Below are 12,654 nucleotides of genomic sequence, written 5' to 3' on the forward strand. Positions count from 1 at the left end.
CGGGCTAGTTCAAGGGGTGGGCGAGTTCGTCGCGACGCATCCCGGCCGCCCACACCGCGACCGCGGCCAGCAAGGCCGGAGCGATGCCGGCCACGAGGAAAATCGTCTGCATCGAAACGACTTTCGACAACGGGCCGACGATCGCGAACGACACCGGCATGAATGCCAGCGACACGAAGAAGTCCAGGCTCGACACCCGGCCCAACATCGCCCTTGGGACCCGACGCTGCAGCAGCGTGCCCCAGATGACCATGCCGGCACCGTCGGTGAACCCGATGACGAGCGTCGCCACCGCCATCAACGTGAACGACGAGGTGAACCCGAACACGATCAGTGGGATCGAGCCCAGGCTCCACATCGCCATCATGACCGTCAGATAGCGGCGCGGCAGCCGGACCGATGACACCGCAAGCGCACCGAGCGCGCTGCCCACACCGAAGAACGCCAGGATGAAGCCGTACGTCCGGGCGCCTTCGGCGAAGCGGTCGTCGGCAATGAACGGCAGCAGCACCTCGATCGGCCCGAGCACCACCAACACGAACATGCTGGCGAAGAGCAACGTCCACAGCAGCCACGGCGTGGCGAGCACGAAGACGAACCCCTCGCGCAGGTCCCGCAACACATTCGGGCGCTGCTGGTCGGGTTGTGGCGCAGCGATTCTCGCCGACCGCGTCGCGACAAGCAGCGTGAGGCCGACCGCGAACAGCGCCGCCACCGTCACCGCGCCGAGCGCGGGAAACGTCGCGCCGATGAGCACGCCTGCCACCGCCGGGCCGATCGCGCGCTGGAACACCGGCCGAACGACACCCTCGACGCCGTTGGCGGCCAACAGTTGTTCGGCGGGAAGGACCCTCGGCAGGATAGCGCTGTAGGCGGGAAAGAAGAACGCCGCGGCGGCGCCGAGCGCCGCGGCCCCCACGGCCAGATGCCAAATTTGCAGCGCGCCAAGCAGTCCGAGAACCGCGATCGCCGAAGCGGCGAGCACGTTGACCGTCTCGACGGCGATGATGATCGTGCGTTGGTCGATCCGGTCGGCGGCGATTCCTCCGACCAGCACGAACGCGACCAGGCCTGCGCCGAAGCAGGTGGTGACCAGCGACAGCGACACCGGATCGTTGTTCAGTTCGATGACCTGCAGGGCCAGCACCACCGCGAACATCCCGTCGGCGAAGATCGACAGCGTGACCGCCGTGATCAGCAGGCGGTACGCACGGATCCGAAACGGTGCGAGCACGCGCCAGCCGCCGGCCTCGCGGGCCGGCTCGGTATCGAAATGCGTACTCACTCAACGATGGTCGCCGACGGGTGGTCGGCGAGTCCACCGATTTTCGCGCGGAGAGAACGTCAGTCGGTGAATTTCGCGGGGCGCCGCTGCTGAAAGGCCTTGGCGCCCTCGCGGAAGTCGTCGGCGGCGAGCAGTTCCAACTGGCCCTGCGTCTCGCGCCCGATCGCAGGTTCGAACTCGGTGAGGGTGGCGGCATTGATGGCGTGCTTGGTCTTGCGCAAGGCGACGGCGGGCCCCGACTTGAGCGTGTCGATCACCTTGTCGATCTCGGCGTCGAACTCGTCGGCCGGATACACCGCCGTCACCAGGCCCCAGTCGTAGGCCTCGGCGGCCGGGATGCGCTCGGCGAGCAACGCCATACGTGTCGCACGGATCCGGCCGACCGCGGCGGCGATCAACGCCGAGGCCCCGCCGTCGGGCATCAACCCGATCTTGGTGAACGCCAGCATGAAGAACGCCTTGTCCGAGGCCAGTACGACGTCGGAGGCCAACGCCAGCGACACCCCCACGCCCGCAGCGGGGCCGTGCACGACGGCGACCACGGGCTGCGGCAGGTTCACGATCGCGCGCACCGCGCGGTTGGCGGCGTCGAGCACGTCAGCCGGTGTGCCGTTCGCACCGGGGTTGGCATGGTCCTCCTCGCTGATGCCGGCGCCGGAGGAGAAGCCGCGGCCCGCACCGCCCAACCGCACCACCTTGACCCGTGGGTCGGAGGCCGCCCGGGTGAGCGTCTCGGCAAGCGTCACGAGCATCGGGTACGACAGCGAGTTGAGGCTGTCGGGCCGGTTCAGCGTGATCGAGAGCACGGCGTCGGCGAGGTCGACCGACAGGCTGTCGATGCCGGCGTAGGCGGGTGCACCCGAGTCAAGGGAAGTCATGATCGCACCCTAAAGCGAGTCCACCTGGTTATACAAGTAAGCTATGTCGGCGATCGACAGCGACAGTCGGATGAAGGGCGGAACGACCATGGCGGGACCACTTCACGGACTGCGAGTCATCGAACTCGCCAGCATCGGGCCCGGCCCGCACGCCGCGATGATCCTCGGTGACCTCGGGGCCGACGTCGTTCGCGTCGATCGCCCCGGCAAGCTGGGCGGCATCCCCACCAGCAAGCGGGAGGCCACGCTCCGCAACCGCCGATCGGTCACGGCCGACCTCAAATCCGACGAGGGGCGTGAGCTCGTGCTGCGCCTGGTCGCCAAGGCCGACGTGTTGATCGAAGGCCTGCGGCCCGGGGTGACCGAGCGTCTCGGCCTCGGTCCGGAGGACTGCGCCAAGGTCAACGACCGCCTCATCTACGGCCGTATGACCGGTTGGGGCCAGACCGGCCCAAGACGCCTGCAGGCAGGCCACGACATCAACTACATCTCGCTCAACGGCGTTCTGCATTCGATCGGGCGGGCAGGGGAACGGCCGGTGCCGCCGCTGAACCTCACCGGCGACTTCGGCGGCGGGTCGATGTTCCTGCTCGTCGGCATCCTCTCGGCGCTGTGGGAGCGCCACAGTTCGGGCAAGGGTCAGGTCGTCGACGCCGCGATGGTCGACGGGTCCAGCGTGCTGGCCCAGATGATCTGGGGCTTCCGGCAGGACGGGATGTGGTCCGACGAGCGCGGCGTCAACATCCTCGACGGTGGTGCGCCGTATTACGACACCTACACGTGCTCCGACGGCCGCCACATCGCAGTGGGTTGCATCGAACCGCAGTTCTACGCCGAGTTCCTCAAGGGGCTGGGCCTCGAGGGTGAGGACCTGCCCGACCAGAACGACATGAGCCGCTGGCCCCAACTGCGGGCCCGGCTGGCCGAGGTGATCGCGTCCAAGGACCGCGACCACTGGGCCAAGGTGTTCGAGACCAGCGACGCCTGCGTGACGCCGGTGCTGAGCTTCGGTGAGGTGCAGACCGAACCTCACATCACCGAGCGCGACACCTTCTACCGCGATGAATCGACTGACGGGGACTACCTGCAGCCGATGCCGGCGCCGCGGTTCTCGCGAAGCGAGCCGCCACAGCCGACACCGCCCGGTCAAGCCGGCGCCGACACCGAAGCCGTCCTACGAGACTGGTCCTAGAGAAAGGAACACCTGCAAAGTGGAGATCAAAGACGCCGTAGCCGTCGTCACCGGGGGCGCGTCGGGCCTGGGCCTGGCGACCACCAAGCGACTGCTCGACAGGGGCGCATCCGTCGTCGTCATCGACCTCAAGGGGGAAGACGCCGTCAAAGAACTCGGCGAGCGCGCCCAGTTCGTCGAGGCCAACGTGACCGATCCCGATGCGGTGAGCGCCGCGCTGGACGCGGCCGAGAAGATGGGCCCGTTGCGCATCAACGTCAACTGCGCGGGCATCGGCAACGCAATCAAGACGCTCTCGAAGGACGGGCCGTTCCCCCTCGACGGATTCCGCAAGGTCATCGAGGTCAACCTGGTCGGCACCTTCAACGTGCTGCGGCTGTCGGCGGAGCGGATCGCGCGGCAAGAGCCCCTCGCCGGCGAGCGCGGCGTCATCGTCAACACCGCCTCGGTGGCGGCGTTCGAGGGTCAGATCGGTCAGGCCGCGTACTCGGCGTCCAAGGGCGGCGTGGTCGGCATGACGCTGCCGATCGCGCGCGACCTGAGCCGCGAGTTCATCCGCGTGGTGACCATCGCGCCCGGTCTGTTCAAGACGCCGCTGCTAGGGTCGCTGCCCGAGGAGGCGCAGGCTTCGCTGGGCAAGCAGGTGCCGCACCCGGCGCGACTCGGCGATCCCGACGAATACGGCGCGCTGGCCGTGCACATCGTGGAGAACCCGATGCTCAACGGTGAGGTCATCCGCTTGGACGGCGCGATCCGGATGGCGCCCCGATGAGCGCTTGCGCGAAGAGAAGAGGGCCCCGATGAGCGCTTGCGCGAAGAGAAGAGGGCCCCGATGAGCGCTTGCGCGAAGAGAAGAGGGCGGAGGTAAGCGCCATGACGATCACCACGAAGTTCACCGAGACGTTCGGGGTCGAGCACCCCGTCGTGCAGGGCGGTATGCAGTGGGTGGGTCGCGCGGAACTCGTCGCGGCGGTCGCCAACGCGGGCGCGCTCGGCTTCATCACCGCACTCACCCAGCCGACGCCTGCCGACCTGGCCAGGGAGATAGCCAAGTGCCGCGAGCTCACGGACAGGCCCTTCGGCGTCAACCTGACGATCCTGCCGACCATCAACCCGCCGCCCTATGACGAGTACCGCCAGGTGATCGTCGACTCCGGGGTCAAGATCGTGGAGACCGCGGGCTCGAACCCGGCGCCGCACCTGCCGATGTTCCACGACAACGGCATCAAGGTGCTGCACAAGTGCACCTCGGTGCGCCACGCGGTCAAGGCGCAGAGCCTCGGTGTCGACGGCATCAGCATCGACGGGTTCGAGTGCGCGGGACACCCAGGGGAGGACGACATCCCCGGTCTGGTGCTGATCCCGGCGGCGTCGGCCAAGATCGACATCCCGATGATCGCCTCCGGAGGGTTCGCCGACGCGCGCGGACTGGTGGCGGCGCTGGCGCTGGGCGCCGACGGCATAAACATGGGCAGCCGCTTCATGTGCACCGTGGAATCGGCCATCCACCAGAACGTCAAGGAAGCGATCGTGGCGGGCAGCGAACTCGACACCGAACTGATCTTCCGTCCGCTGCGCAACACCGCCCGGGTGGCGAGCAACGCTGTCTCGCGGGAGGTGGTGGAAATCCTGAACCGTGGCGGTCAATTCGAGGACGTCAAGGACCTGGTGGCCGGTAAGCGCGGCGTGAAGGTCTACGAGGTCGGTGATCTCGACGCGGGCATCTGGAGTGTCGGGACCGCGATGGGCCTGATCAACGACATCCCGACCTGTGGCGAGTTGGTGGCGCGAATCGTCGAGGAAGCCGAGGAGATCATCACCGGGCGGCTCGGCGACATGGTGGTCGCCGACCAGGAAGAGAACGTGGCGTAGGGGACTTCAGGCCAGCGGAGCATCAACGGGTGCCCGTTGTCGGGCAAACCTCTCGGTCGAACGCGCGGCCCCTGGGCGCGCGTTCGGTCACACCGCCGTGGGCAGCGTGTGGTCGTCGTCGAGCTGCTCCGAGGTGTCGCCCTCTACCAGGACATCGCCGTGGTAAAGCGCGTCGAAGTCAACCTTGATGACATCGGCACTGGTGTCGTCGATCCACATGTACTGAAAAGTAACCACCGCCTTTAAGGATTCCGTGAGTCGGGGTTCGGAAATTGGTGGCAATTCTTACTCCCGAGTAGAACCGGCGAGTAGCTATTGGGAATGCTTGTTCTTGACCGTTCGTTCCTATTTGCGTATTTTGGGACGCATGGGAAGGCCCCGGGGTTTCGACGAGCCGGCGGTGATCAATGCGGCTGCACGGCTGTTCGCCCGCCGAGGCTTCAGTGGGGTCTCGGTGGACGACCTCGTGCGGGACCTGGGAGTGCATCGCAACAGCCTCTATCGCACTTTCGGAAGCAAACGCGGGCTGTACCTGGCCGCATTGCGGACGATCCGCTCAGGGTGCCTGGCGGCGATCGCCGCCGCCGCCGACCCCGTCGCGGCGGCCGGTGACGCCGCGCTGTCGACTGATATCGGTGGGCTGGATCTGCTACTGATGGCGGCGGCGGAGCAGGCGGCGCAGGACGAGGAGGTGGCCGCCGAGGTCTCGGCGGCGCTGGCCGAACTCGATGCCATCACCGCGCCGATGGGCGACGGTCCGCTCGCGACGGCCACCCTGCTCGGGCTGCGCATTCGGGTTCGCTCGGGTGGCGACTGCGCCGGACTGGTGTCCACCTGGTCACAACAAGCAGCGACGACGCGCTGGAACGAAGGAGGATGAGGTGGCCGAAGTCACGGTCGAAGGTGATCGGTTGGTCGTCCGCATCACCGGACTCAACAAGCTGTGGGCGCTCAAGAGCCGGCTGCGGATACCGCTCGACCATGTCCGCGGCGCCACCGCGGATTCTGGAATAGCCAAGGAGCACAAGGGTATTCGAGCCCCCGGTACGCACCTTCCGCGCGTCATCACCGCCGGAACGTATTACCGCGACGGCGAACGGGTGTTCTGGGACGTACGGGATCCGGCGCGGGTCGTCGTGATCGAACTCGTCGAAGAGCGGTACGCGCGGCTGGTGCTTCAGGTCGGCGATCCCGAAGCGGTGGCCATGCTGGTCGAGCGGTCCAAAGCCGCCTGAGCCGCCCGGCTCAGCCGGCCGGCGCGATGAGGTGGACCGGGTTGGTGCCGTTGAGCGCGACCCACGTCAGGATCGCCGCCGCGACGGCCACGATCAGCAGGCCGACGAGGAAACGGGTCTGCCAGGCGGTCCGGCCCAGAACGCGCGCGTCGACCGAGTAGCTGCCCGCGCCGGCGAACAGGAGCGCGGTGGCTCCGATCCCGATCAGGAACGGTGCGTTGAACGGGTCGGACCAGAACGCCGCGGCCGAGACATTGACCGCCCACGCGTCGATCATCGCCGCGATCACCGCGCACGCCGCCAGCGGCGTCAAGACGCCGAGCAGCAGGCCGATGCCACCCAGCGTCTCGGCGGCCGTCACCATGAACGCCGCGAGCTTGGGCAGCCGCCAGCCGCCCTGCTCCATGAAGCCGGCGGTGGTGGTGAAGTCGAAGGCCTTCATCAGGCCGGCCTGCAGCATTGCCGCGCCCACGCCGATGCGCAGGATGAGCAGACCGATGTCTGCGGTGGTGCGGGTGCTCTCGGGTGCGGTCACGTCGATCGTCGTCATGTCAGATACGACTACCAGACGACGACGAAGTCATCGATGCAATAACAGTGAACGAAACCGGGCACCGCGCCGTAGTCCTGAGGGAAGCGTTGACGGCTGTAAGTTACCGATGATAACTTATCGGCGATACTGGATCGTGTCGGCGGAAGGACGCGACGTGCTACAACGAATCGCCCACCTCGCTCTTACGGCGCCCCGCCGCATCCTCGCCGTCGCGTTGCTGGTGATGGTGGCGTGCGCAGTGTTCGGCATCCCCGTCGCCAAGCACCTGTCTGCGGGCGGCTTCCAGGATCCGACGTCGGAGTCCGCACAGGCCAATCAGCTGCTGGTGGACAAGTTCGGCCAGGGCGACATGGAACTGCTGATCACCGTCCACTCCGAGGACGGTGCGCAGAGTGCCGCGGCGCGGGCGGTCGGTACCGACATCGCCACCCAGTTGCGGCGAGAGCCCTCCGTCGCCGAGGTCACCTCGGCATGGACCGCACCGGCGACTGCGGCGCCCGCCCTGATCAGCGAGGACGGCAAGACCGGTCTGATCGTCGCCGGCATCACCGGCGGCGAGAGCGGAGCGCAGAAGCACACCAAGGACCTGACCGAGCGGCTGGTGTACGACCGCGACGGCGTCACCGTGCGCGCGGGTGGCGAGGCGATGACCTACGTGCAGATCAATGGGCAGAGCGAGAAGGACCTGTTGAGGATGGAGGCCATCGCCATTCCGCTGGTCTTCGTGGTGCTGGTGTGGGTGTTCGGTGGGTTGCTGGCCGCCGCGCTGCCGCTGGCGGTCGGCACCTTCGCGATCCTCGGCTCGATGGCGGTGCTGCGCACGATCACGTTCTTCACCGAGGTGTCGATCTTCGCGCTCAACCTGTCGGTCGCCCTGGGCCTGGCGCTGGCGATCGATTACACGCTGCTGATCATCAGCCGCTACCGTGACGAACTCGCCGACGGCGTGGACCGCGAAAGGGCGCTGGTGCGCACGATGGCGACCGCCGGCCGGACCGTGTTGTTCTCGGCGCTGACGGTCGCGCTGTCGATGGTGGCGATGGCGCTGTTCCCGATGTACTTCCTGCAGTCCTTCGCCTATGCAGGGGTCGCGGTGGTGACGTTCGCGGCCATCGCGGCCATTGTGGTGGCGCCCGCCGCGATCGTGCTGCTCGGCGACCGGATGGATGCCCTCGACGTGCGGCGGCTCGCCCGCCGGATCCTGCGCCGGCCCGATCCGGTGCGCAAGCCCGTCGAGCAGACATTCTGGTACCGGTCGACGAAATACGTGTCGCGTCGGTCGATCCCGATCGGCCTGGCGATCGTGGTGCTGCTGCTGGTGCTCGGTGCGCCGTTCCTCGGCGCCAAGTGGGGCTTCCCGGACGACCGGGTGCTACCGGAGTCGGCCTCGGCGCGTCAGGTGGGCGACGAGTTGCGGACGAACTTCGCCGTCGACTCCGCCGCCAACGTCACCGTCGTGCTGCCCGACACCGCCGGTGTCACGCCCGCCGAACTCAGCCGATATGCCGCCGACCTGTCCACCGTCGCCGACGTGTCCTCGGTGTCGGCACCCGGCGGCACGTTCGTCGACGGCAGGCCTGCCGGACCGCCCTCGGCTGCTACCGGATTCGACGACGGCAGTGCGTTTCTGACGGTGGCCAGCGCCGCCCCGTTGTTCAGCGACGCCTCCGAGGCACAGCTCGACGCGCTGCGTGCGGTGCCCCGACCCGCCGAGGCACCCGTGCAACTCACCGGCGTCGCCCAGATCAACCGGGACAGCTCATCGGCGATCACGTCGCGACTGCCGATCGTGCTGGGGGTGATCGCGGCCATCACGTTCGTGCTGCTCTTCCTGTTGACCGGCAGCGTGGTGCTGCCCCTGAAAGCGGTGCTGCTCAACATCCTGTCGCTGACGGCGGCCTTCGGCGCGCTGGTGTGGATCTTCCAGGACGGGCACCTGGGTGCGTTCGGCACCACCCCGACGGGGACGCTGGTGGCGAACATGCCGGTGTTGTTGTTCTGCATCGCGTTCGGGCTGTCGATGGACTACGAGGTGTTCCTGCTCTCGCGCATCCGCGAGTTCTGGCTGAGGTCCGGCAAGACGCGGGCAGACAATGACGAGAGCGTGGCCCTCGGTCTCGCCAAGACCGGCCGAGTCATCACCGCGGCGGCCCTGGTGATGTCGATCTCCTTCGCGGCGCTGATCGCCGCGCAGGTCTCCTTCATGCGGATGTTCGGGGTGGGGCTCACTCTCGCGATCCTGGTCGACGCCACGCTGGTGCGCATGGCGCTGGTGCCGGCGTTCATGCACCTGCTCGGGCGGTGGAACTGGTGGGCGCCGGGACCGCTGGCGAGGTTGCACGAGCGGATCGGGATCAGCGAATCCGCCGACGACGTCGAACCCGCGTTCGAGAAACGGGAACCTGCCGCGGCATCGGTTGCGGATGCGCCGCCGACATGACCGCAGAACCGGTGAAGAGACGTCGCGCACCACGTGGATCGGGTGAGCAACTGCGCGAGGAGATCCTCGATGCTACGACGGACCAACTGCTGAGCACGGGGCACGCCAAAGAGGTGTCGATCCGGTCGGTTGCACAGCAGGTCGGGGTGACTCCGCCGTCGATCTACCTGCATTTCGCCGACAAGGACGCGTTGCTCGACGCGGTGTGCGCCCGATATTTCGAAAAGCTCGACGAGGAGATGCAGGCGGTCTCGGCCGGCGCCGGGTCGGCGATCGAGGTGCTGCGTGCCCAAGGCCTGGCCTACATCCAATTCGCATTGAAAACGCCTGAGCTGTACCGCATCGCGACCATGGGGGAGGGCAGGCCTGGTAGCGATGTCGATTTGATGCTCAACAATTCAGCGTTCGTGCATCTGCGCAATTCGGTCGAGCAGTTGATGGCCGAGGGGACCTTTCCGCCCGGTGACTCGACCGCGACGGCGCTGGGATTGTGGACCGTGGCGCACGGGGTGGCCGCGATGATGATCTCGCGGCCGTATCTACCCTGGGGAGACGTCGAGGAGTTCGCGGACCGGATGCTGCGGTCCGTGGTGACCGGGCAGATCATGTCGGGCGCGATCGGTTCCGCCGCCCCGCGGGATGCCGTCGTCAAACTGAAGGGACTGCTCGATGAGCAACGAGATCGATAACCCATTGTTCGCCCGGCTCTGGACGGTGATTTCCGGCCACGAACCGGAGGCATTGAAACGGCTGCGGCGCGAGAACCTGGCAGGTCTCACCGGGCGGGTGCTCGAAGTCGGGGCAGGAACCGGAACCAACTTCGAGTTCTATCCGGACACGGTGACCGAGGTGGTCGCCGTCGAACCCGAGCGACGACTCGCCGAGCGCGCCGAGCAGGCGGCGGCGTCCGCGCGGGTCCCCGTCACCGTGAGCACCGACCCGGTGGAGCGGTTCGTCGCAGGCGAACCGTTCGACGCGGTGGTCTGCTCGCTGGTGCTGTGCTCAGTCGAACACCCCGACGCTGTTCTGCGCCAACTGCATTCGATGCTGCGGCCCGGTGGCGAACTGCGTTACCTCGAGCATGTCGCGAGCAGTGGGGCGGCGCGGGCGCGGATGCAGAAATTCGCCGACGCGACGGTGTGGCCGCGCCTGCTCGGCAACTGCCACACGCACCGCCACACCGAGGAGGCGATCGTCGGCGCCGGGTTCCGGGTGGCAGGCGCCCGTCGTGAGTGGGCCATGCCGTCGTGGGTGCCGATGCCGGTGGCCGAGTTCGCGATCGGCCGCGCCGAGCGGCGCTAGTCGAGCAGGGTGGGGAGGCGCTGCAGCAGGTTCGGCAGCGCTCCGGCGGCCGTCTCGCGCAGCGACACCGTGGCGGCCTCCGAGAGCGGTGTGGGCTCGGGGTTGACCTCGATGACGACGGTGCCGGCGGCCAGCGCCAACTCGGGCAGCCCGGCCGCGGGGTAGACGATCGACGAGGTGCCGACGACGATCACGACGTCGGCCGTGGTGACCGCCTCCACCGAGCGCTGCCATGCGTCCTCGGGCAACGCTTCGCCGAACCACACGACGTCCGGACGGATCATGCCGCCGCACCCGCAGCGCGGCGGGTCGACCGTTTCGACCGGCTCCGGCATCGCCGGCAACTCCCCGGTGTACACGGACTGGCAGTGATCGCAACGGAATTCGAACAGGCTACCGTGCAAGTGGTAGACGTTGCGGCTGCCCGCGCGTTCATGGAGGTTGTCCACGTTCTGGGTGACGACGTGGACCTCGGCGTAGTCCTGCCACGCCGCAACGGCCAGGTGACCGTTGTTCGGCTGCACCGAACCCATCATGTAGTGGCGCCACAGATACCAGGCCCACACCTTGTCCGGGTTTGCCCGCCAACCCTGCGAACTGGAGATCTCGTAGGGATCGACCTTCGCCCACAGCCCGGTCTCGGCGTCCCTGAACGTGGGCACCCCGCTCTCGGCCGAGATCCCTGCACCGCTGAGGACTGTCACCTGCACATGACCAAACTAGCGGCTGTGGGCGATACTGGGCACGTGGCCGATCTGGGGGACTGGGTGCGCATCGATCAGCGTGCCCCGGGAGCCCTGTTCGACCAGCTCAGGACCCAGATCATCGACGGTGTGCGGGACGGCAGGCTGCCGCCGGGCACTCGGCTGCCGACGGTGCGGGAACTGGCCGGGCGGCTCGGGCTGGCGGTGAACACCGTCGCACGTGCCTACCGTGAACTGGAGGCGGCGGGCATCCTCGAGACGCGGGGCCGCTTCGGCACGTTCGTAGCCCGCGCCGACCCCGCCGACGCCGCGATGGCCTCGGCCGCGCACAACTTCGTCTCGGCGGCCAAGGCGCTGGGCGTCGGCAAGACCGAGGCCCTGCGCTACATCGATACGGCGTTCGGCTGACCTGGTCAGCCGAATTCGAGCATCGTCAGCACCGGGCGCACGGGGTCGAAGACGGGCAGGCGCTGCACCGCCCACATCACCGCGTTGAACACCCGGCCGCGCCCGGGCGGCAAGGGGATGTCGTGCACGGCGCGGACACCCGGCACGTCGTTGCGCAGGTGGGCCAGCTGCGAGGGCGTCATGCTGAACGGCATGGGCGGCACCCGGTAGCCCAACGACGGCCGCAACAGACCGCGGGTGATGCCCTTGGCGAACCACGCGGGCGGCAGGTCGAACATCATCCGGCCGCCGGGGAAGCGCTTGGCGCATTGCGCGATCAGTCCCAGCGCGTCGGCCGGTGGCAGGTACATCAGCAGCCCCTCGGCGGTGATGAACACACCGTGTTCGGTGTCGACGCGGTCCATCCAGGTGAAGTCCAGCGCCGACTGGGCCAACAGTGTCACCCGCTCGGATGCGGGCAGCAGCTTGCGGCGCAGCTCGACCATCGGCGGCAGATCCACCGTCAGCCAACGGAACTGATGGCCCACGGTGGAGTCGTCGAGCCGGTGGAAGCTGGTCTGCAGGCCCTCGGCCAGTGCGACGACGGTGGCTTCCGGGTGATCACCGAGATAGCGGCGGGCTTCGCGGTCGAAGGCCAGCGCACGCACCGCCATGTCCTGGCGGCGGGTGAAGCCGAACTTGGCGTAGTCGAACTCGATGGAGTCGGCCAGTTGGACCGCCATCGGATCGTCGATGATGGCGTCCGGCCGACGGGCCTCGTTGGCCCGTACCTGCAGGGTCATCAA

The 12,654-nt window shown here is 67.8% G+C and carries 15 protein-coding genes; 9 read left to right on the forward strand and 6 right to left on the reverse strand.

From position 1 onward, the window contains the following. Window positions 1-4 precede the first annotated feature (4 nt). Both tet(V) and K3G64_RS14535 read right to left on the reverse strand, forming a co-directional pair. Window positions 5-1,285: a tetracycline efflux MFS transporter Tet(V) gene (tet(V), locus tag K3G64_RS14530; protein WP_238885252.1), complete on the reverse strand. Its 1,281-nt coding sequence runs from the start codon at window positions 1,283-1,285 to the stop codon at window positions 5-7. A 59-nt stretch (window positions 1,286-1,344) separates the two neighbouring features. Further along, the gene (locus K3G64_RS14535; protein WP_238885254.1) at window positions 1,345-2,163 is read right to left on the reverse strand and encodes an enoyl-CoA hydratase; all 819 of its coding nucleotides are present in this window, start codon (window positions 2,161-2,163) and stop codon (window positions 1,345-1,347) included. A gap of 88 nt (window positions 2,164-2,251) precedes the next feature. Here K3G64_RS14535 and K3G64_RS14540 point away from each other — a divergent pair, with 88 nt between their 5' ends. The 3 genes from K3G64_RS14540 to K3G64_RS14550 all read left to right on the forward strand — a co-directional run bounded on the left by K3G64_RS14540 (window position 2,252) and on the right by K3G64_RS14550 (window position 5,227). After that, entirely contained in the window at window positions 2,252-3,355 is a 1,104-nt protein-coding gene (locus K3G64_RS14540; protein ID WP_238885256.1) for a CaiB/BaiF CoA transferase family protein, read from the forward strand. Window positions 3,356-3,374: 19 nt separating this feature from the next. Further along, complete coding sequence (locus tag K3G64_RS14545; protein ID WP_238885257.1) at window positions 3,375-4,127, forward strand: 3-hydroxyacyl-CoA dehydrogenase; 753 nt, start codon at window positions 3,375-3,377, stop codon at window positions 4,125-4,127. Between the two features lie 101 nt (window positions 4,128-4,228). After that, window positions 4,229-5,227, forward strand: coding sequence for an NAD(P)H-dependent flavin oxidoreductase (locus K3G64_RS14550; RefSeq protein WP_238885258.1), 999 nt, complete (start codon window positions 4,229-4,231; stop codon window positions 5,225-5,227). 87 nt (window positions 5,228-5,314) lie between these two features. Here K3G64_RS14550 and K3G64_RS25540 read toward each other — a convergent pair whose 3' ends face one another. Next, complete coding sequence (locus K3G64_RS25540; protein ID WP_255727761.1) at window positions 5,315-5,446, reverse strand: hypothetical protein; 132 nt, start codon at window positions 5,444-5,446, stop codon at window positions 5,315-5,317. Between the two features lie 148 nt (window positions 5,447-5,594). Between K3G64_RS25540 and K3G64_RS14555 the strand changes: the two genes are divergently transcribed. Together K3G64_RS14555 and K3G64_RS14560 are read left to right on the forward strand one after the other, a co-directional pair. Further along, entirely contained in the window at window positions 5,595-6,107 is a 513-nt protein-coding gene (locus K3G64_RS14555) for a TetR/AcrR family transcriptional regulator (protein ID WP_238885259.1), read from the forward strand. A 1-nt stretch (window position 6,108) separates the two neighbouring features. Then, entirely contained in the window at window positions 6,109-6,462 is a 354-nt protein-coding gene (locus K3G64_RS14560) for a hypothetical protein (RefSeq protein ID WP_238885260.1), read from the forward strand. 10 nt (window positions 6,463-6,472) lie between these two features. Here K3G64_RS14560 and K3G64_RS14565 read toward each other — a convergent pair whose 3' ends face one another. Further along, entirely contained in the window at window positions 6,473-7,012 is a 540-nt protein-coding gene (locus K3G64_RS14565) for a DoxX family protein (protein ID WP_238885262.1), read from the reverse strand. A gap of 157 nt (window positions 7,013-7,169) precedes the next feature. On the opposite strand from K3G64_RS14565, the gene K3G64_RS14570 reads away from it, so the two are divergent. Genes K3G64_RS14570 through K3G64_RS14580 form a run of 3 tightly spaced genes read left to right on the forward strand, consistent with a single transcriptional unit; the run spans window position 7,170 to window position 10,757 of the window. After that, window positions 7,170-9,455: an MMPL family transporter gene (locus K3G64_RS14570; protein WP_238885264.1), complete on the forward strand. Its 2,286-nt coding sequence runs from the start codon at window positions 7,170-7,172 to the stop codon at window positions 9,453-9,455. Further along, window positions 9,452-10,144: a TetR/AcrR family transcriptional regulator gene (locus K3G64_RS14575; RefSeq protein WP_238885266.1), complete on the forward strand. Its 693-nt coding sequence runs from the start codon at window positions 9,452-9,454 to the stop codon at window positions 10,142-10,144. Before K3G64_RS14570 ends, K3G64_RS14575 begins: the two co-directional genes overlap by 4 nt. Then, a complete protein-coding gene (locus K3G64_RS14580) occupies window positions 10,125-10,757 on the forward strand; it encodes a class I SAM-dependent methyltransferase (protein ID WP_238885268.1) in 633 nt (210 codons plus the stop codon). Before K3G64_RS14575 ends, K3G64_RS14580 begins: the two co-directional genes overlap by 20 nt. Here the strand turns inward: K3G64_RS14580 and K3G64_RS14585 are convergent. Next, window positions 10,754-11,467: an NAD-dependent deacylase gene (locus tag K3G64_RS14585; protein WP_238885270.1), complete on the reverse strand. Its 714-nt coding sequence runs from the start codon at window positions 11,465-11,467 to the stop codon at window positions 10,754-10,756. The two genes, K3G64_RS14580 and K3G64_RS14585, sit on opposite strands and share 4 nt — an antisense overlap. Window positions 11,468-11,503: 36 nt before the next feature. Here K3G64_RS14585 and K3G64_RS14590 point away from each other — a divergent pair, with 36 nt between their 5' ends. After that, entirely contained in the window at window positions 11,504-11,869 is a 366-nt protein-coding gene (locus K3G64_RS14590) for a GntR family transcriptional regulator (RefSeq protein ID WP_238885272.1), read from the forward strand. Between the two features lie 5 nt (window positions 11,870-11,874). Here K3G64_RS14590 and K3G64_RS14595 read toward each other — a convergent pair whose 3' ends face one another. After that, the gene (locus tag K3G64_RS14595) at window positions 11,875-12,651 is read right to left on the reverse strand and encodes a class I SAM-dependent methyltransferase (RefSeq protein WP_238950663.1); all 777 of its coding nucleotides are present in this window, start codon (window positions 12,649-12,651) and stop codon (window positions 11,875-11,877) included. Between the last annotated feature and the right edge of the window lie 3 nt (window positions 12,652-12,654).

Origin of the sequence: Mycobacterium sp. IDR2000157661, from assembly GCF_022317005.1 — a bacterium.
In the GTDB taxonomy this organism is placed as follows: Bacteria; Actinomycetota; Actinomycetes; order Mycobacteriales; family Mycobacteriaceae; genus Mycobacterium.